The 19,183-nt window shown below is 56.2% G+C and carries 15 protein-coding genes; 11 read left to right on the top strand and 4 right to left on the bottom strand.

Going from position 1 to position 19,183, the window contains the following annotated elements; translation table 11 throughout:
* Genes HP15_RS09245 through dinG form a run of 3 tightly spaced genes read left to right on the top strand, consistent with a single transcriptional unit; the run spans position 1 to position 4,639 of the window.
* A complete protein-coding gene (locus tag HP15_RS09245) occupies positions 1–1,707 on the top strand; it encodes an AAA family ATPase (protein WP_014577214.1) in 1,707 nt (568 codons plus the stop codon).
* 2 nt (positions 1,708–1,709) lie between these two features.
* A complete protein-coding gene (locus HP15_RS09240) occupies positions 1,710–2,435 on the top strand; it encodes a general secretion pathway protein GspB (protein ID WP_014577213.1) in 726 nt (241 codons plus the stop codon).
* Positions 2,435–4,639, top strand: a complete 2,205-nt coding sequence (gene dinG, locus HP15_RS09235) for an ATP-dependent DNA helicase DinG (RefSeq protein ID WP_014577212.1) — start codon at positions 2,435–2,437, stop codon at positions 4,637–4,639. The genes HP15_RS09240 and dinG overlap by 1 nt, the downstream gene beginning before the upstream one ends.
* Before the next feature lie 264 nt (positions 4,640–4,903).
* Here the strand turns inward: dinG and HP15_RS22885 are convergent, their stop codons facing one another.
* Complete coding sequence (locus tag HP15_RS22885) at positions 4,904–7,624, bottom strand: LuxR C-terminal-related transcriptional regulator (RefSeq protein ID WP_041645239.1); 2,721 nt, start codon at positions 7,622–7,624, stop codon at positions 4,904–4,906.
* Positions 7,625–7,870: 246 nt separating this feature from the next.
* Between HP15_RS22885 and cysB the strand changes: the two genes are divergently transcribed.
* Entirely contained in the window at positions 7,871–8,848 is a 978-nt protein-coding gene (gene cysB, locus HP15_RS09225) for an HTH-type transcriptional regulator CysB (protein WP_008171800.1), read from the top strand.
* 27 nt (positions 8,849–8,875) lie between these two features.
* On the opposite strand, the gene HP15_RS09220 is transcribed toward cysB, so the two are convergent.
* On the bottom strand, positions 8,876–9,598 hold the full coding sequence (locus tag HP15_RS09220) for a phosphoadenylyl-sulfate reductase (protein ID WP_014577210.1): 723 nt from the start codon (positions 9,596–9,598) through the stop codon (positions 8,876–8,878).
* A gap of 232 nt (positions 9,599–9,830) precedes the next feature.
* Between HP15_RS09220 and thrH the strand changes: the two genes are divergently transcribed.
* Positions 9,831–10,445: a bifunctional phosphoserine phosphatase/homoserine phosphotransferase ThrH gene (gene thrH / locus HP15_RS09215; protein WP_041646218.1), complete on the top strand. Its 615-nt coding sequence runs from the start codon at positions 9,831–9,833 to the stop codon at positions 10,443–10,445.
* A gap of 65 nt (positions 10,446–10,510) precedes the next feature.
* Here the strand turns inward: thrH and pabB are convergent, their stop codons facing one another.
* Positions 10,511–11,848 (bottom strand): aminodeoxychorismate synthase component I, encoded by a 1,338-nt coding sequence (gene pabB / locus HP15_RS09210; protein ID WP_041645238.1) that lies wholly within the window; start codon positions 11,846–11,848, stop codon positions 10,511–10,513.
* 239 nt (positions 11,849–12,087) lie between these two features.
* On the opposite strand from pabB, the gene HP15_RS09205 reads away from it, so the two are divergent.
* Both HP15_RS09205 and HP15_RS09200 read left to right on the top strand, forming a co-directional pair.
* On the top strand, positions 12,088–12,642 hold the full coding sequence (locus tag HP15_RS09205) for a hypothetical protein (RefSeq protein ID WP_049784473.1): 555 nt from the start codon (positions 12,088–12,090) through the stop codon (positions 12,640–12,642).
* A 158-nt stretch (positions 12,643–12,800) separates the two neighbouring features.
* Positions 12,801–13,637 (top strand): DUF6160 family protein, encoded by an 837-nt coding sequence (locus tag HP15_RS09200; protein WP_014577206.1) that lies wholly within the window; start codon positions 12,801–12,803, stop codon positions 13,635–13,637.
* A gap of 134 nt (positions 13,638–13,771) precedes the next feature.
* Here the strand turns inward: HP15_RS09200 and HP15_RS09195 are convergent, their stop codons facing one another.
* A complete protein-coding gene (locus tag HP15_RS09195) occupies positions 13,772–14,389 on the bottom strand; it encodes a hypothetical protein (protein WP_014577205.1) in 618 nt (205 codons plus the stop codon).
* A gap of 188 nt (positions 14,390–14,577) precedes the next feature.
* Here HP15_RS09195 and HP15_RS09190 point away from each other — a divergent pair, with 188 nt between their 5' ends.
* The 4 genes from HP15_RS09190 (at position 14,578) to HP15_RS09175 (ending at position 19,174) form a co-directional block, all read left to right on the top strand.
* Positions 14,578–15,612 (top strand): DUF58 domain-containing protein, encoded by a 1,035-nt coding sequence (locus tag HP15_RS09190; RefSeq protein WP_041645237.1) that lies wholly within the window; start codon positions 14,578–14,580, stop codon positions 15,610–15,612.
* 5 nt (positions 15,613–15,617) lie between these two features.
* A complete protein-coding gene (locus HP15_RS09185; protein ID WP_085987850.1) occupies positions 15,618–17,684 on the top strand; it encodes a transglutaminase TgpA family protein in 2,067 nt (688 codons plus the stop codon).
* Positions 17,677–18,708 (top strand): DNA polymerase III subunit delta', encoded by a 1,032-nt coding sequence (locus tag HP15_RS09180; RefSeq protein ID WP_014577201.1) that lies wholly within the window; start codon positions 17,677–17,679, stop codon positions 18,706–18,708. Before HP15_RS09185 ends, HP15_RS09180 begins: the two co-directional genes overlap by 8 nt.
* Positions 18,709–18,823: 115 nt before the next feature.
* Positions 18,824–19,174 (top strand): PilZ domain-containing protein, encoded by a 351-nt coding sequence (locus tag HP15_RS09175; RefSeq protein WP_041645236.1) that lies wholly within the window; start codon positions 18,824–18,826, stop codon positions 19,172–19,174.
* The last annotated feature ends 9 nt before the right edge of the window (positions 19,175–19,183 follow it).

Below are 19,183 nucleotides of genomic sequence, written 5' to 3'. Positions count from 1 at the left end.
ATGTATTACGACTTTTTCGGCTTTCGCGAACCGCCGTTTTCCATTGCCCCAGACCCTCGTTATCTATATCTCAGCGATCGCCACAAGGAGGCCCTGGCGCACCTGATGTACGGAGTCCAGGGGCAGGGCGGTTTCATCGTGATTACTGGTGAGGTGGGAACAGGAAAAACAACGGTTTCCCGGTGTTTTATCGAGAATGTTCCCGATCATGTGGATATCGCACTGATCCTCAACCCGAGGCTCTCTGCGCGGGAGTTACTGTCCTCCATCTGCGATGAGCTGGAAATCCCCCACGATATCAGTGCCACCATCAAGGAACTGGTTGATCTGATTAACCGGGACTTGCTCAAGGCCCATGCAGCCGGGCGACACAAGGTTCTGATGATTGATGAGGCCCAGAACCTTTCGGCCGAGGTGCTGGAACAGTTAAGGCTGTTGACCAATCTTGAGACGGCAGAGAAGAAGCTGCTGCAGATTGTCCTGCTTGGCCAGCCTGAACTGCAGGAAATGCTGGCACTTCCGGAATTGAGGCAGCTGAATCAGCGGGTTACAGCACGCTATCACCTGGACGCCATCGGTCGGGATGAGCTTGCGGCCTACCTGAAATACCGCCTCAGTGTTGCTGGCATGCGGGGTGATATCTTTTCGCAGCGGGCGGTGAATCGCCTTTATCGCGAGAGCCAGGGCATACCCCGCCTGATCAACCTGATCAGTGACCGCGCATTGTTGGGCGCCTATGCCGAGGGTGAGCATGAGATTACGCCCGAGCATATCCGCCAGGCGGCAAAAGAAGTACGTGGACAATCCCTCGGCCCCACGCCCTCACGAGCTCACCAGTCACCAGACAGATCCCAGTACCTTATCGTTGCGGCTTCGATTCTGGTGGCCATCATCGGCACCTCCTGGCTTTTTGAGCGTTGGTCACCGGGCGGAGCGTTTCTCACCGATCCCTCCTCAGCAGAACCTTTACAGGGAGCTGTTGAGCGAGTCGAGGAGCAGGAACAGAAACCATTGCAAGAGATCCAGGAAACCGGGTCGGGAGAGTCGTCAGCACCCGTTGAACTTGCCGTGCCAGGTCAGCTTCTGGATTCCGTGGAGGCTTTTCAGGTACTTTTCGGGATTTGGGGGCGCGAATATGAACCTTCGGAAGCGCCCGTTGCCTGCGACTGGGCCAACGAGGAGGGCCTTGGATGCCTGAGTCGTCAGGGTAGCCGCCGAAGCCTTGAGTTTCTGGATCGCCCGGCGATGCTTCAGTTGCAGGATGAGGCGGGTAACCGGGGGTTTGTCGTGCTCCGCCATCTGGATGGCGATACCGCAGACATCGCCTTGCCCTCCGGCAATCAGACTGTATTGTTTGCCAGTATCGAGCGCTATTGGTTCGGGGAGTATCGGGTTCTGTGGCGCCTTCCGGAATACCTGACGGGCGACGGCTTTTACAGCAATGGCGGGGGCGAGCAACTCTGGATTGGTGCGCGAATGATGGATCTGGCGGACCGTTTCAGTAATTCCCGTGCTGAAAGTGACCGGGTGAAACGGCTGGATTCCGAAGAGCAGGTTCGCTGGTATCAGTCATTGCGAGGGCTTACCGTCGATGGGATCGCCGGAGCCATGACGATTATCCAGATCAATAACGACCTGGAAGCTAACATTCCCCGTCTCAAGCCTCTGCAGTCCGAAGGTCGCCGGCAAGTTGAAGGTCGAGAGTAATTATGTCGTACATTCTTGACGCATTGCGGAAATCCGAAACTGAACGGAGGCAAGGGCGCGTACCGGACCTTGGTCAGCAGGTACAGCTGATCCATCGCCCGAAGAAAAAGCGGTGGTCGCCGGCTGCCTGGGTGTCTCTTGCACTCATGCTCAATGCCGGCGTCCTGGCCTTTGTCTTCTGGCCGGGAGCGCCGTTGCCCTGGGTTTCCGAGTCGCAATCCGAGACATCTGCGGCCTCGGCCAGAACGACAGCTCCTGAACCTGATGCGGTGGCGCCTGCGACAGAGCCAGCGCCGACATTGGAAGATCCCGTTGCACAAACGGGGACCATCCCTGAGCCCGATGCGGGCGAGGCGACGCCGGCGCCGATCGCTTCGGAACCTTCCCCATCACAAAGCCGGGAGCGGGCGACCGTTATCGTTCCCTCATCCGCAAATGCCGAAACTGCTGCACCAATGGTGCAGCCCGAGCAGGCAGGCAGAGTGCCACATCTGGTAGAGTTGCCGCTCTCATTTCAGAAGAGCGTTCCCGATTTGACCTTTAACAGCCATATCTACTCGTCATCCCCTGCATCGCGCCGGGTCATGATTAACGACACCTACCTGCGAGTGGGCGACGTCTTCGAAGGCTTGCGGGTAGACGACATAACGGAAGAAGGGGTGGTTCTGAGTCGTGACGGGCGCCGTTTTCGGGTTGGCGTTGTTCGGGACTGGGTGAGCCCTCGCTGATGGCGCTGACCGACGAGATCAAGCAATCGATCCAGCAGGGATATCGGGATGTGCTGGCAGGCAAGGATATTCGGGCGCGCTATGGGCAACGCCTGATGATTGCGGAAATCGCCAGATACATGGGCGACATCACCGAGAACGATGGCCAGCGAACGTCCCCTGCCTCTGCCTGTGTGGTCGAAGCCGGGACCGGGACAGGCAAAACCCTTGCCTATCTGATCGCTGCCATCCCGGTGGCCAAAGCCCTCGGCAAAACCCTGGTTATCTCCACCGCAACCGTGGCCCTTCAGGACCAGATTGTGCTCAAAGATCTCCCGGACCTGAAAAGGCACAGCAAGATGGATTTCAACTGGACTCTGGCCAAAGGGCGGGGGCGCTACCTCTGCATGTCACGGTTGGAAGCCCGACTGCACGATGAAGGCAATACCGACAGCGACACCATGCCCCTGTTCCTTTTGGATGGGCCGAAAAATGAAGAACCGGGCACCCGGGCCTTTTTCGAGGAAATGCTCGCCAGTTATGGCTCCCGTGAGTGGGACGGTGACCGGGACCACTGGCCGGAACAGATACCGGACGACGTCTGGCGACAGGTAACAACCGACCACCGGCAGTGCACCAACCGCCACTGCAGCTATTTCGACAGTTGCGCGTTTTTTGATGCCCGTAAAGACCTTGATGATGCCGATATCGTGGTGGCTAACCATGATCTGGTTCTGGCCGACCTTGCCCTGGGCGGCGGCGCCATTCTGCCGGAGCCGGAGAACGCCCTTTATATTTTCGACGAGGCTCATCACCTTCCGGACAAGGCCCTGAATCACTTTGCCGCGTCGCTGCCACTCAATGCTACCCGGCAATGGCTGAAGCAGCTTTCCCAGGCGCTTGTTAAAATGCAGCCTTATCTGGCAGCCGGCACTCAGGCCGCCAAGTCCCTGGATCGCATCAGTTCTGCGTCGAGAGAGGTAGACCTGGTCCTCAACCGGGTTTACGAAGAAGCCGAGCAGAATACCGGCTGGGAGTTCAACGAAGAGCGCCGGACGGCGCAGTGGCGTTATCCGGAAGGTGAGTTGCCGGAGGCGATGGCCGAGCTTGCAGCCGAAAGCCGGATTGCTACCGCTAACATGGTCCGGCAACTGGGCGTTCTGGCGGACGAGTTGCAGGGCGCCTTTGATGAGCGCAAGGAGCATGAGATCGACCGGGAAACCGCCGAAGCCTGGTATCCGGTGATAGGCTCCTTTCACGCCCGGGCAGAGGACCAGTTGCGGCTCTGGACAGCCTGGTGCGACCCGGGCAATGCCAGTCCCCCCGTGGAAGCTGAAACCAACAGCGAGACAGGTGATGAGCCTGAAGCCAGGCCGAAAACGCAGAAAAGCCCGCCCCCAGCCCGATGGGCAGTACGCCAGCGCTGGGATCACGCCGAAGACATCACCCTTTACAGTTCACCGGTACTGGCAGACAACCTGTTGTATTCCAGGCTTTGGTCTCGCGCTTACGGCGCCGTGCTCACCAGTGCGACCCTGACTGCACTTGGTCGGTTCGATCGCCTGAACGCGCGGGCTGGATTGCCCCAGGGCAGCCGCTTCCTCGTGGTTCCCAGCTCTTTCCGTTACGGCGAAATGGCAACGGTGGAGGTGCCTGCGATGTCTGCCATGCCAACGGATGACGGCTTCGCCGATGAGCTTGTAAAACGACTACCGGACCTCTGGGCAGGCGAGAAGGCGACTCTGGTACTGTTTACGTCACGTCGTCAAATGCTGCAAGTGCGAGACGCGTTGGCCCCGGATTACCCAGACCTCATTATTACCCAGGACGATATGGCCAAGGGCGAAGTGCTGAGGCAGCATTGCAGCAGGGTGGATGAAGGCCGGCCGAGTGTCCTGTTCGGCGTTGCCAGTTTTGCAGAGGGTATCGACCTGCCAGGCAAGTACTTGCACCACGTCGTGATTACCCGTTTGCCATTTTCGGTGCCGGATGATCCCATTGAGGCGAGCCTGGCCGAGTGGGTGACGCAGCGGGGCGGCAATCCGTTTATGGAAATCACCGTTCCGGACGCGTCCATCAAACTCGTCCAGGCGGTTGGTCGGCTGCTGCGGACAGAGCAGGATACTGGAAGAGTGACGATCCTGGATCGCCGCATTATTGCCCGCCGGTATGGTCAGCTGTTGCTGGATGCGTTGCCACCCTTCCGCCGGATCATCGAACACTGAATCCCACCAGAACCGTCCAGCCATAAAAAAAGAGCCAGCCCTTTTGGGGTTGGCTCTCATCAAGGGGTTCTTTCGAACCCGGGCGTCGAAACAACGCGGAACAAGAAATCTGAAGGCCTGAAGTTTCAGAATTCCTGGTGAGGTTTCCCTCACCGTTGAAAATATAATAGGGGATTAGAGGGCGTAGCCGGATCGTCCAAAGGGCGTAGCGGGTTCAAGTTGTTGGTGCAAAGTGTGAGTTGTGTCACGTTTTTGGGCTCGAAATCAGCCTTGCAGCAACCCCAGTTCCCGGGCCCTGGCCAGAGCCTCGGTTCTGCGGCCCACGCCGAGCTTTCCATAAAGGTTGCGAATGTGGGCCTTCACCGTAGCCGGGGCAACGTCCATTTTTGCGGCAATTTCCTTGTTGGCGTGGCCCGCATGAATGAGCGCAAGCACTTCAAGTTCTCGCTGGCTGAGAGGTTCAGGCAGTGTTTCGGCGTTGAGTGTCGTAGGACCGCGCTCACCAGAAATGGCACTAGGTTTTGCTTCAGAATGGCCCTCGCCGGACTGGCGTTGATCGAGAAGCATTTTCCTGACGCTGGCGTTCCAGCTTCCCGGTTCATCCAGTGCTGGCAAACCGAGGAGCAGGGCACGCAGATCCGGGCTTTCCTCCGCAAAGAGGCTCAGGAATCCGGCTTCGCTGGCCAGTTCTATCGCGCGGGTCAGCATTTGCTCCGATTCACCGGTCCGTTCCTGCTTCGCCAGGGCCTCGCCATAGACCAACAGAATTTCCACCAGGTGTCTGTTGTGGGCGTTGCGTTCAGCCGGTTGCAAAAGAGCGCTGAGTATTTCCTGGGCCCGCTCGGGCTGATCCAGTGCAACCAGCACTCGCGCCTCGCTAATACGGCTTTGTTCAAGATGAAGCGGATTGGTGAACTCGGTATCGGCTCGGGAATCCAGGCAGGCCCGGGCTTTTTCCGGATGGCCTGAAGCCAGGTAGCAGCGTGCCAGAAGGGCAGTGCTTGCCGGTGGCTCGAACACGATTTGCTCTCGCCGCTTGCGGGCGGTCTGGGATGCGTCTTCGAGTGCGTCAATCGCGTCCTGGAGCCTGCCTTCGCTGAAAGCCAGGTGACCACGCACGTACTGAATGATCACGTGCTGGCCCGGTTCGGTGCCCCGCTCAACATGTTCGAGCAACGGTTTCAGGTGCGTGGCTGCTAGCTGGGGGTGATTTCGTTCGCGATGAATCTCACAGAGTGTACTGTTCTGCCAGCATGAGATGAGTCTTGGCTGGGTTGGGTCCGCATAGTGTTTGTCCACCCATTGCCTTATCTCGGTGCAGGTTTCCAAAGCCAGATCGATATCGCCGCGATTGTATTGAATCCACGCCAGCAGGCCCCCACTGGAAAGAACCGTACTGGGTTTATGTTCGACCTGTCCGTAACGGACTGCCGACTGGAGCGCGTCTTCGGCTTCGGTGAGTTCACCTTTGCCGTAGTAATCCAGCCCAAGGCCGTAATAGGTTACCGACTTTAATGGTATGCGAGTGTGATCAATCTCCCTGAGCACCTGTCTTGTGAGATCTGCGGCGCTCTTGTCGTCACTCCGGGTGCGAGCCAGATAGGAGCGCATCAACGAGATCTCACTTTGCAGCCCGAGGGCCCCTTCGGCATCCGGATGGGAGTCCGCCACCTGCCGGTCCAGAAGATCCTCCAGGCCGGACAGCAGCGGCTCCAGACTATCCATGCGGTTGGCAAAGAACAGCCCCCAGATCCGGAGCATCTGGAGTTGCGGATTGTCGATGACAAGATCCTGTGGCAGGGCATCAATCCAGTCCAGCACGGGGAGGTGATATCCGCCATGGATCAGGTTGTTGCCGTGCTCGGCGAGCACCCGGGCAAGCCGGGACCAGTCCTCCTGTCGGACGATCTGGGCAATGGCTTCCTGCACGTGACCATGGGCCAATAACCAGTCCACCGTACGGTGCCAGAGTCGCGCGGCCAAGTCAGGATCTTGGTGACTTACCCTGAGTTGCAGCGCATCCCGAAACAGGTCGTGATAGCGGAACCACTCGTTCCGGGTATCCAGCGGGATCAGGAACAGATTCTGGCTGAGAAGTTTTTCAAGCAGCTCCTGGCTGTTATCGGACCCACGGATCGAATCACAGAGGGATGCACACAGCCGGGGGCAACAGGCCGTTTCAAGCAGAAAGTCCGACAGCTCCCGGGGTTGCTGCTCAAGTACTTCGCTCAGCACATAATCGCTGATGTGGCGCTCATCCAGATTTATCTGGTTTCCACTCGTGCTGGCGTCCTTTCCGGACAATGCGGACAGCTGCATGGCGGCGACCCAGCCTTCGGTTTTGCGGTAAATCGCGTGGACATCCTCGTCGGCGATATCAAGGCCCATGGTGTCGTGAAAAAACTGACGGCATTCGTCTTCAGAAAAGGCCAACAGGCCAGGGTGGATGTCCTGGATCCACCGACGGACGCGCCAGCGGGCCAGGGGCAGTGGCGGTTCGGTTCTGGACGCCAGGGTTATCAGAACACCCGGCGGAAGATAATCAATGAAATAGGCGAACTGCCTGTGGATGGCCGGGTTGCCAATGAAGTGGAAGTCGTCCAGCACCAGGGACCACGGGCTGTCATCATGAGCCAGCGTGTTGATCAGGCCGGTAATGGCCTCGGTAAACGTGTCATCTGAGTGGTGAGCCAGTTGTTTGCGCAAATCGGAGGCGCCGGTCAGCCCGGCTTGCTCAAAAGCACCTATCAGGTACTGCCAGAATCGCCGGGGCTCATCGTCGTGTTCATCCAGAGAGAGCCAGGCGGTAGGGGAGGAAACCCTTGAACACCATTGCGCAACCAGAGTGGTTTTGCCAAACCCGGCCGGCGCAATAACCAGATTCAGTCTTTTCGGAGCCCGGGACTCAAGCAAGGCACTCAGCCGCTCACGTTTAACCGCGCGTGAGTCTGACGTTGGCCGAAGAAACTTTGTGGTGAGCAGCATGGGTTCCCTGAGAACTGGAGTGTTGATGTGCCCAGACAGGGCATTACGGATTGTGTCCTTTGTATTGGCCAAGTCAAGGGTTGGAGGGGCTTTTCATAGCCTCAGAGTTTTATCAGGGGCTGCGCAAATGCGATTTTGGTCTAAACTGTGTAAAAGCAGTTGCCTATATTAAAAAAGAATGAAAATCTGTATTTTTATGCGTATTCTTCAACAAGGTCCTTCGATCTCCAGGGAGCAGCAGATTCAATGAAACTACAACAGTTGCGCTATATCTGGGAAGTTGCGCATCACGACCTGAATGTCTCAGCAACCGCCCAGAGTCTGTTCACGTCCCAGCCGGGTATCTCCAAACAGATCCGCCTGCTGGAGGACGAGCTGGGGCTTGAAGTATTTGCCCGCAGCGGCAAGCATCTCACCAGAATCACACCGGGCGGCGAGATCATTATTCGCGAGGCTGGCGAAATCCTGCGGCGGGTTGAGGGCATCAAGAAGATTGCCCAGGAATTCAGTAACCAGCGAAAGGGTGATCTCAGCATCGCCACCACTCATACCCAGGCGCGTTATGCACTGCCCCCGATTATCAGTGGTTTTATAGAGGAGTACCCGGACGTCTCCCTGCATATGCATCAGGGGACGCCAATGCAGATCTCCGAAATGGCAGCCAGCGGGGCGGTCGATTTTGCCATTGCCACCGAGGGCATGGAGCTGTTTAACGACCTGATAATGATGCCATGCTACAAATGGAACCGGAGCGTCATCGTGCCGAAGGATCATCCACTGGCGAAACTGCCGGAACTGACACTTCCAGAGCTGGCAGAATACCCGCTCGTGACTTACGTGTTCGGCTTTACGGGGCGCTCGAAACTGGATGAGGCGTTCCAGTCCCAGGGACTGACACCGAAAGTGGTATTTACGGCAGCAGATGCAGACGTGATCAAGACCTACGTCAGGTTGGGGCTCGGTGTTGGAATTGTCGCGAGCATGGCATTCGATCCAAAAACGGACACCGACCTGGTTGCGCTCGACGCCCGCAAGCTTTTCCGTCCCAGCGTCACACGACTCGGGTTCCGAAAGGGGACTTTCCTGCGGGGCTATATGTATGACTTCATTCACCGTTTCGCGCCCCATCTCACCAAAGAAAAGGTGGACGAGGCGGTTTCCCATCAGGGCAGCCGGTCTGAAATCGAAGAACTGTTCAAAGATGTCGAGCTGCCCACTCACTAAAAGATGAATGGGCAAGAGGCGCCCGGGTTATTCCCGGGCGATCAGGTTGCCGGCATGGAGGCCGCATTCTTTCTGGGTGGCTTCTTCCCACCACCAGCGGCCTTCACGTTCATGTTGACCAGGCAGGACAGGACGGGTGCAGGGCTGGCAGCCGATGCTGACAAAGCCTTTCTCATGCAGTTTGTTGTACGGCGCCTCGGACATACGGATGTAATCCCACACCTCTTTTGATGTCCAGTTTGCAAGTGGGTTGAACTTTACCAGTGTCTTTTCATTGGTCGAGAAGGCGGTATCTTCCTGGATAACCGGGACGTCATTGCGAGTTCCGGGGCTCTGGTCTTTCCGCTGTCCAGTGATCCAGGCGTCCACGGTCGCCAGCTTGCGGCGAAGGGGGTTGACCTTGCGAATGCCGCAACACTCACCGTGCCCATCTTCATAGAAGCTGAACAGGCCCTTTTTGTTCACCAGATCCTGAACTTCGTGAGCATCCGGAAACAGAACTTCGATCTCGATGCCGTAATGCTTGCGAACCCGCTCTACAAAATCGTAGGTTTCCGGATGCAGACGGCCTGTATCCAGAGTGAAAACCTTCAGGTTGTCGGTCAGCTTGTGCGCCATTTCAATCAACACGACATCTTCTGCGCCACTGAAAGAAATGGCGATGTTATCGTATTGTTGCAGCGCAGCTTTGAGAATCGAACGGGGGCTCTGGCCTTCGAGCTCTTCCCGCAGGGTTTGAATATCGGTCATGGCCCGGCATTGCCTTCTATGGATGTGCAAGGGTATCTAACTGACCGAAAAGGCTACCATTAAATGCCTCATACCCTGAAGGAATGACGATCTATATGGTTATTCCGCGTTTAAAAGCGCGGGTTTACACTTCCACGATGCAATCCTGGCCGGTTTTTCTTATCATACGCACCGAATACAGGCAGGCGGATTGACCGTACTGGCCCTTTACCAATCAAAGCAGGAGATCGTTGTGGAACTGGCATGCCTTGACCTTGAAGGAGTATTGATCCCGGAGATCTGGATCGCGTTCGCCGAAAAGACCGGCATTGAAGAGCTCAAGGCGACCACCCGCGATATTCCGGATTATGACGTGTTGATGAAGCAGCGCCTCAAGCTGCTGGACCAGCACGGCTATGGCCTTCCGCAAATCCAGGAAGTGATTGGCGAGCTGGACCCGCTGCCCGGCGCCCGGGAGTTTCTGGATTGGCTGCGCGAGCGTTTTCAGGTTGTGATCCTGTCCGACACCTTCTACGAATTCGCCATGCCCCTGATGAAGAAGCTGGGTTATCCGGCACTGCTTTGTCACAAGCTGGAAGTTGCAGACGACGGCCAGATCACCAACTACCTGCTGCGCCAGCGCGACCCCAAGCGACAGTCGGTGAGGGCATTCCAGTTGCTGAATTACCGCGTGATTGCTGCCGGTGATTCCTACAATGACACTACCATGCTGGGCCAGGCCGAAGCCGGTATCCTGTTCCATGCGCCGCAAAACGTGATCGACGAATTCCCGCAGTTCCCTGCGGTACATAACTTTGACGATCTCAGGCAGGAGTTTCTCAAGGCCAGCGAGATCCATAGCGCCTGATTGTAAGACTGAAACTGGGGTCAGAAGAACGCTTTCTTCTGCTCCCATGTTCACCCGAACTCACTTCAGTCGATCACCAACTCTTCCAGAAACCGCATTAAAGACCCGACTTTTGCGAGCGTCTCCTGATATTCAGCCTCGGGATCTGAGTCCGCAACAATACCGCCACCACCCCAGCACCGAATGGTGCCCTCGCCATCACACAGCATGGTTCGAATCGCAATATTGCTGTCCAGAGTGCCATCCAGTCCGCGATAGAAAATCGAGCCGCAGTAGGGGCCGCGCCAGTGGGGCTCGAGTTCCCGGATGATTTCCATTGCTCGGATCTTGGGTGCACCCGTAATGGAACCACCCGGGAATGCGTCAAACAGGGCCTTCATCGGCGTAACACCGTCGGCAAGTTCCGCGCGAATGTGGCTGACGAGGTGATGAACGTTCTTGTAGGACTCAAGAGCAAAGAGTTTGTCGACTTTCACACTACCGGGTTTCGCGTTCAGGCCCAGATCATTGCGGAGAAGATCAACGATCATCAGGTTCTCGGCAAGGTCCTTTTCGGAGCCTTCCAGTTCAGAGGCATAGACCAGATCGGTTTCCGGTGTTCTGCCTCTCGGCCTGGTGCCCTTAATTGGGCTGGTGGTTACGGTGCGATCGTGTATCTCGAGAAAACGTTCGGGGGAGACCGAGATAATCGATGCTTCGCCTGATCGGATAAAACCGCTGTAGGGAGTAGGGTTAGCATCCGAAAGCGCCTGGAATGCTCGCCAGGGATCCCCTACGAAACGGCCTGAGAATTCCTGAGACAGATTCGCCTGATAACAATCACCGGCTTCGATGTATTGGCGAACCCTTTCTACGCTCGTCCTGAAGGCAACCGGTGTTTGCCTGGGCTGAAATCCGCAAACCATAGACCATCCAGTGGTGGCGGGTTCGTCCGTGGCCAGCCACTGGTCCAGTAAATCACGCGTCCCATCAGGGCAGTCCGGATGAATCCAAAGCCAATATTGATCTGTTTTGCGATTATGACTGGCAGTCCAAAGATAGAATCCTGCAGACATCAGGGGGACATCCAGAGATGGGCAGAGCTCTCTGAGACGGTTTTCCCTGACATACCCGAGCTCATAGCCCAGGAAACCAATCCACCCTCCGGACAGGCATTCCGGATTGGGTTCCTGTTCGATCTGGAACTGGTGGACGAGGCTTTCCATGTTCTGGGCAAGCTGATCGGAGCAGAAATCTTCAGGCACAGGGTGTTGTAGTACTTCGGTGGCAATAGCTCTGGCCGAAAATCCGCTGAAAACTCCCCGGGCCGGGCCGTTTCCAACGCTTCCGATATAGGCGAAATCCGTTTCCCGACACGCATGGCTGAGCAGGCGATGGTAGCCCTCATCGGTAAGTTCACGCATGTTTGCCGGGTTCAAGGTTCCTCCGGATTCTTCGAGAAATGATAAACAGCACACAAAACCGGCGTTGTCGGGTTCACCGAGCCACTGATCTAATTGAAGGCTGTTCCAGTTGGATGCCAGATTGGGACATCGGCCGGTATTCTAACTGAGTTTGGCGGCCATTCTTAATACAAAAATAGATCAGGGTGCGGCGTTCATGCGATTGAGTGATGCATCCAAGAAAAGGACGGAGATTGTCGATGAGAAAGTCTAGGTACATTGCAAAGGAGGTTCTGTCACTGTTTGCGATTCTGGTTATTGCTCCTTGTTTCGCAGCCGCACAAGGCTCTGAGCAGTCAGACAAGGAGGTTAAACAAATGATCCAGACACAGTTTGAGAGGATGTATGAGAAGGGAATCCAGAATCTTTCTGATCGTATTGTGCTTACTGGTGGAGTGAAGCCTTTTGCAGTGGTCTCAGACACTGGGGATAACGTAAAAGCCATCCGCATTAGACAGGCAGAAGAAATGCCTCCTGAGATCGCGCTGGAGGTTCTCCGGCGGTCTCTCATTGCGCTCGTGAAAAAAGGAAAGATCGGGGCCACTGCGATTTTTTATACGGCTGATAACCCAAATAAAAAATCAAACGCTGACAAAGTTCTTGTAGTAGAAATGGAACATATTTTTGGTCCGACACTGGCACAGCTCGTTCCTTTTACTATCAAAAACGGCAAGGCAAGCTACGGAGAGCAAGTTGTTGTAGACATGGAAAAGCAGATCTTCAATATCAAGGTTGACGAAGAATCTGCCGAATGAATCTAGGAATGTCTAACAATCTAATTATTGGTTACTGTGAAGGTGTTCACGGAACATTCTGTTACCTCTGACGTACTCTGTATCTGTGCAGATACAAAAGTAAACCAAACAGTCTGCACACATGGAAATAACAACAATTTTTCCGTAAGGAGAACGTTATGAAAGGCCTGAAGAAAATCGCACTTGCAACTGCTGTTGCAGCAGCTCCATTTGCTGCACACGCTGACCTGAAAGCGCTCGATGACAGTGCAATGGGTAACGTGACTGGTCAGTCTGGTGTGTCTATTGAACTGGAAACCGAAGTCAGCATTGGCGAATTCCGCTACACCGACGATGGTTACCTGTCAGTCAACGATATCTTCATCGGTGGTGGAACCGTCGAGCGTGATGGTAGCGGCAATGTAACTGGCGTCTCTGGTCTGCTGGACGATCTGTTGATCGACATTGATGTAGAGGCTGATGGTGATGCCTTCATTGATGTCCACAGCATCTCTGGTGCTCCAATTGACTTCGCTGTTGGTGTTGGTTCTGCGTCACTGAACGCTACCGACGGCAGTGGCGACACAACTCTGCTGGCTAGCAACATTGGTATCGAAGGTGGCCTGGCGCAGCTCAACATTCGCGTTGATACTGCGACAGACGACCTGATCATGAACGTTGGTTTTAACGTGACTGATATGGATATGGATGTTGACTTCCTGGGCGTGAATATCCGTGACATGCGTGTTATGGGTACCAACTTCCTGGAGACTGGTGGTGCCGGCGTTGATCCTGCCGACCCAACCACTTTGGCCAATGCCTATGCTTTTGCAACCATTACTGTGGGTAAGGGGACTTCTGCTGCAACTGGCGGTGACGCTCTGGAAATCGCGATTCCCGAATTCCGGGCGGATATTATCGTAGGTGCTGTTGAAATCGGTGGTGCTTCCATCGGTTCATTCCAGATGGACAACCTGGCAGTAACCAATACCAACATGAAGGTTTATGGTCACTAATCTGACGTAACACCAAAGTTGGTGAAACGCCCCGCTCCGCGGGGCGTTTTTATTGGTCATGGTAAAGCTCAGGCCAATAAAAAACGGCAGCCAATCCTGGCTGCCGCTTTCCAATTGAATCAGTTAATTCTGCGCTACTGATCCGGCACCGCAATAGAAAGATCAAACCCTCCACCAGGCCTCGGCGTCAAAGTAATGGGCCCTTCATTAATGGCCTGCGGAACCTGTATCTGATCAATCCCAGGCGGATTGCCGATGCTGAAATTCAGGTTCTGCCCGTCAAACCCTATCCCCAGTTGATCATTAAGAAAGGTTTGCGTAAAAGGCTCTTCCGGAATCTGTGCCTGCTGCCCAAAGATGATTGGTGGAATCGTTGGGGTAAACTCTGCTGGCGGCTGCGCCCGGGCGATTTCTTCCTGGGGCAGCAGCAGGGCGCGACGGAGGAATTCATCTTCTGCGTTTTCCAGAGCATCGGTCCTGCCCTCATCAACGTATCGTTGCAACGCTTCCCGGTAAGCTTCCTCCTCAGCTTCGGTCAGTACCGGTTCGCCGGGCGATATGGTGAGGGAGCGCAGGATACGTTGGCGGTCGGCTTCTGATTTCTTCCGTTCTTTGGGTACAACGATTACGGCGGAATCTTTCACATAGGTTTCCACCATCTCGTCCGAGGTCATGGTCTGAACGCCACCGAAGGCAGGTAAGGCAACAACCAGGCCGCTGATGGCGGTGGTGAGCAGATGTCGGCGTTTCATAATCTGGCCTCTTTTGTTTAAAAAACACGCTCCCTTGAACGAGTATTCGGTTTGTCAGACAGGAATTCAAGCCAGATGATCCGGGATTGTGATCAGAATCTTTGATTTTTCGGTACTGTTACTAATCAACGCAAAATCGTGGTCGAATACCATGAACTTTTTGGGCATCGCAGGACCTCAGTTCTACTATGATAAATCCGTTCAGAAAACGCTTTCGTCGCTGGATTAACCGACGGATTCCGCGGTCCGATGTCCAGAGCTTCAGTCAGAAGAACATATTCATCCTGCCTACTGGTGCGGGACTCGTGTTCGGGCTGTTGCTCGTCATCATGCTTCTCACCGGCATCAATTATCAGAACAGCCTGATCTATCTGAGTACCTTTCTGCTTGGGGCGGTCTTTGTTGGCGCGATGCATCAGACCCATCGAAATCTGTCCGGCCTGGAACTCACGCTGGTTCAGCCGGGAGAGGGCTTTGCCGGTGATGATATTCCGTTTCGATTCCGCCTGAAGGCAGGGCGGGATGACGCCATTGCCATCCTGCTGTCCTGCGAAGAGTCCGGCCTGGCCCCGGTTCACGTTCACTCGGGTCGTTCCCTGGATGTCACGCTTCCGGTTCATTCCGCTCATCGGGGGTATTTGCGGCCCGATCGGGTACGGATTGAAACGCGTTTTCCGTTCGGCCTCCTCAAGTCCTGGTCGTGGGTTCGGCCGGTATCCTCCGGTCTGGTATTCCCAAGGCCGGTTCCAGCTCCTGAGGCGTTCAGCACGGTAGAGGATGGTGAAGAGTCAGCAGAAGCACGATCCGTTGAGGGCAATGACCATGCGGATATCCGACCCTGGCGGGAAGGTGATCTCAGCCAGCGGGTGCTCTGGAAGCGGTTCGCACGAACCGGGCAAATGGTGGTGGCAGACTGGGAGGGTGAGCAGGGCAGTCCCTATTGGCTGGATTTCAACGCCTACCCTGGCGCAGACCATGAGTTACGGTTGAGTTACCTGGCGTTTCTGGTCAATGAACGGGGCAAAAGCGGCGTGCGTTTCGGGTTGAATCTTCCCGGGCAGATCATCGAGCCTGATTCGGGGCCGGCGCACGCAGCACGGTGCCTGCGTGCATTGGCGACCTGGGGTGAGGAACGGCCCCGGGATACCATGGCCGAGCCCCATGGAACGCGCAGAAAGCCGATAGGAAACTCACCGCAGTATGCAGGGGAGGGGCGGGCTTGAGTTTCCTGGACCGCATCAGAGGCACCCAATCGGAAGAAGCGACAGCGACCAATCTGCCTTCGAGAGCCTTGCTCTGGCTGATTGCCAGTTTTGCGTTGCTGCTGTCGCCACAGTGGGACCGGTTACCGCTCTGGCTGATTGCGGCTTGCGCAGTGTTGGCCGCCTGGCGCTGGTTGGCGCAATACGGAAGGGTAAGGCTCCCTGGCCGCCTGTTGCGCACGGGCATTATGCTGGTGCTGATCGGCGTCTATGTTGCAACAGTGCAGGGGCGGTTCACGGTAGATACCGCAGCTTCGTTCTTCGTGCTGGCGGTAGGTCTCAAGTGGCTGGAGACCCGTTCGGTCAGGGACTTCTACGTTCTTTTTTTCATTCTTGTCTATCTGGCCTCGGTAAATTTCCTGTTCCATCAGGAGATTCTATGGGCACTGGTCAACTTCACCGGCATAGCGCTGCTGCTGGTCGGGCTACAAGTACTGAACGCACCAGAACTGCCCGGCGGCATGACTTCAGGCTGGCGCAGGCTGGGTGGAATGTTCCTCAAGACACTGCCAATCGTCGTTCTTTTATTCGTGTTTTTCCCCCGGATGTCGCCGCTGTGGAGTGTGCCGCTGGTGTCCGGTGAGGCCCGGACCGGGATCAGCGACACCATGAGGCCAGGGGATATTTCCAACCTTGCCCAGAGCAGTGAGAGGGCGTTCCGGGTAACCTTTGGCGGCGAGATGCCCGCCTACAGAGAAAGATACTGGCGAGGGCTTATTCTCGACTACCTGGATGGAGAAACCTGGCGCCAGGGTCAACAAGAACCATTTCGGGCCCTGGGCCGCGTAGCGGTCGATGGTGGCATAGGAGAGCTTGAGCCAAACCAGTATGACGTGTTGTTGGAACCTACGGATCAGCGCTGGGCATTTGCCCTGGAAGGTTCCCGTGCGGTATCGGATAACGTGTTCGAAGACAGCGCGGATCTTTTCCGTTTCCGGCGGCCGGCTGACAGCCCCGTGCGTTATAGGCTGGCACTCGAGAGCGAAGCTTCTGTTGCCGAAACACAAAACGCTGCGGAACTGCGCCGCTATCTTCAGTTGCCGCAGGAAGGCAATCCCAGAGCGCGAGAATTTGCGCGGGAACTTCGCCGTACGATGGGCGACGAGCAGGTCGTTCGTACCCTGTTGCAGCGTTTTCGAGAACAGGAATACTTTTACACGCTCAGACCTCCTGCCATGCCTGAAGACGGCATTGATTCCCTGCTTTTTGACGAGAAGCGCGGTTTTTGTGCCCACTATGCTGGCGCAACCACCTTCGTGTTGCGCGCTGCCGGTATTCCCTCGCGCGTTGTCGTCGGCTATCAGGGCGGAGAAAACGGGGCGGGAGGCGATTATCTGATTGTGCGGCAGTACGATGCCCATGCCTGGGTTGAGGCGTACATTGACGGCCGCGGATGGGTGAGGATCGATCCCACGGCTGCCATTGCGCCGGATAGGATTGAGTCAGGCCTGAGAGACGCGGTGGCAGAGGAGGGATCCTTCCTGGAAAACAACTGGGCCTCTCCCCAGCGTTATGCGGATGTGGCCCTGGTGCAATGGGCGAGTCTTCAGCTGGATCGCATCAACTACCAGTGGCAGCGCTGGGTCGTCGGCTATCAGGGCCAGAGCCAGATGGATCTGATGTCCAGGTTGCCCGGTGGTTTCGGCATGCGTGAATTGGGATACATGACGGCGGGTATCGTTGGTGCCGGTTTGCTAATCGCTGGACTCATTTCCGCGTTGCAAATGCGCCGTGGAGAAAGGCGGGACGCGTTGCGGAGGGTGGTGGATACGTGGCACCGTCTGTGCGCGAGTGCAGGCGTGCCTGTCCGTCATGGTGAAACGCCGTCGGTTCTTGCATCAAGGCTGGCAAAAGCTGAACCGGCTGCAGGGGATTCTGCCAGGCTTTTTGCCCGGATGGTGAACAGCCATTACTATAGCGCTGGTAAAGACGACGAGGGCGTTGAGCAGTTGAAGCGAATGCGCCGCTTGCTTGCAACCATGAAGCGCCAACTGCGCAGATCCGGAACCCGCACAGGAAGATCCAGTGACTGATATTGCCCAAGATATGCCCTGGCTGCGCCGTGCCTGGCAAACGGTTCAGAGCCGGGTCGCAGAAGACCGACTCCCACACGCTCTTATACTTGTTGGTGAGTGTGGTGTGGGCAAGCGGGCCTGGGCAGAGGCTGTCGGCGGGCTGCTGCTGTGCGATCAGCCATTGGGCCGGGAAGCGGGCCAGCCAATTGCCTGTGGCCGCTGTAAACAATGTGAACTTCTGGCAGCCGCCAGCCACCCGGATATCCGGATTTATGCGCCGGAAAAGTCCCGTATGGTCAAGGTGGATCAGGTCAGGGCTCTGTCGTCGTTCGCGGTGGCGTCTCCGCAGGTGGCCCACCATAAAGTGGCGATTATTGACCGGGCGGATCAGTTGAACATCAATGCGGCGAACGCATTGCTCAAGACCCTTGAAGAGCCGCTGCCCGACGTGACCTTGATTCTGTTGCAGGAGAGTGGTCGTCCGGTGTTGCCTACCATCCGGTCCCGATGTCAGACATTGACGGTTCCGGTGCCCGGCAACAGCGAAGCCAACCACTGGCTCGCCAGTCGTGTAAAGAATCTTCCCGAAGATGCACAACCGTCTGCAGATGTTCTGGCCAAAGCTTTGATGCTGGCGGGTAATGCACCCAGATTGGCACTGGACTATGCAACAGGTGATTTCATCGGTTTGCGGGACACGGCCCTAGACCGCTTCAAGGATTTCATGAAGTCCAGGATTCCGGTCGGTGAGGCCGCCAGGGCGTTCAAGTCCATGGGCCTGGAGGATACGCTTTGGTTGTTCGAAACCTGGGCGGCTGATCTGGCACGCTTGATTGTGGGGGGCAGTGCTCGGGACGCCGATGCCGCCGATATGCTCGGATTTCTGGCAAAAACGACGCCCGGCTGGCGGGCCCATGAGTTGCTCGATATGGTAAAGGAATCACGCGCAGCGGGTGTCTACAACGCCAGCCCCGAGCTGGAAGCCAGTCGTCTTCTGATCGCCTGGCAAAAGCTGATGCCGGTGAAACGCCCTGCTGCCTAGTGGATATCCCGGCAGAATTGCGTCTTTGGGGGCAACAACTGCTATGATTCCGGAATGAAAGGGATTTTCGGATCCCGATAACCGTTCAAAACGATCTAAGAGAAAGGTGTCAGTTATGGGGCCAGGTTTTGGTGCGCGCAGTGGCATACTCACCCTGACAATCAAGGATAAAGCAGTGCTCTACGCGGCATACATGCCGTATATTCGCCAGGGCGGTCTGTTCATCCCGACCCAGAAACAATATCAGTTGGGCGACGAAGTCTTCCTGCTTCTCAACCTGATGGACGAGCCTGAACAAATTCCGGTCGCTGGCAAGGTAATCTGGATAACGCCCAAAGGTGCCCAGGGCAACCGCGCGGCGGGTATTGGTGTCCAGTTCAACGGTGATGATGAAACCGCCCGAACCAAGATTGAGTCCTACCTGGCAGGCTCGCTGAGCTCCGATCGCCCCACCCATACAATGTGAAGGCGGAGC

The organism is Marinobacter adhaerens HP15 (assembly GCF_000166295.1).
Taxonomy (GTDB): Bacteria; Pseudomonadota; Gammaproteobacteria; order Pseudomonadales; family Oleiphilaceae; genus Marinobacter; species Marinobacter adhaerens.
Note: the sequence above shows the minus strand (reverse complement) of the source record. Positions and strands in the feature narration are given on the sequence as shown.

What these genes read in the sequence shown, in the direction of transcription:
- HP15_RS09190 (WP_041645237.1), top strand. Translation starts at nt 14,578, where the DNA reads ATGATAAATCCGTTCAGAAAACGCTTTCGTCGCTGGATTAACCGACGG.
- dinG (WP_014577212.1), top strand. Translation starts at nt 2,435, where the DNA reads ATGGCGCTGACCGACGAGATCAAGCAATCGATCCAGCAGGGATATCGG.
- cysB (WP_008171800.1), top strand. Translation starts at nt 7,871, where the DNA reads ATGAAACTACAACAGTTGCGCTATATCTGGGAAGTTGCGCATCACGAC.
- HP15_RS22885 (WP_041645239.1), bottom strand. Translation starts at nt 7,624, where the DNA reads ATGCTGCTCACCACAAAGTTTCTTCGGCCAACGTCAGACTCACGCGCG.
- HP15_RS09195 (WP_014577205.1), bottom strand. Translation starts at nt 14,389, where the DNA reads ATGAAACGCCGACATCTGCTCACCACCGCCATCAGCGGCCTGGTTGTT.
- HP15_RS09220 (WP_014577210.1), bottom strand. Translation starts at nt 9,598, where the DNA reads ATGACCGATATTCAAACCCTGCGGGAAGAGCTCGAAGGCCAGAGCCCC.
- HP15_RS09175 (WP_041645236.1), top strand. Translation starts at nt 18,824, where the DNA reads ATGGGGCCAGGTTTTGGTGCGCGCAGTGGCATACTCACCCTGACAATC.
- HP15_RS09205 (WP_049784473.1), top strand. Translation starts at nt 12,088, where the DNA reads ATGAGAAAGTCTAGGTACATTGCAAAGGAGGTTCTGTCACTGTTTGCG.
- HP15_RS09245 (WP_014577214.1), top strand. Translation starts at nt 1, where the DNA reads ATGTATTACGACTTTTTCGGCTTTCGCGAACCGCCGTTTTCCATTGCC.
- HP15_RS09240 (WP_014577213.1), top strand. Translation starts at nt 1,710, where the DNA reads ATGTCGTACATTCTTGACGCATTGCGGAAATCCGAAACTGAACGGAGG.
- pabB (WP_041645238.1), bottom strand. Translation starts at nt 11,848, where the DNA reads ATGCGTGAACTTACCGATGAGGGCTACCATCGCCTGCTCAGCCATGCG.
- HP15_RS09200 (WP_014577206.1), top strand. Translation starts at nt 12,801, where the DNA reads ATGAAAGGCCTGAAGAAAATCGCACTTGCAACTGCTGTTGCAGCAGCT.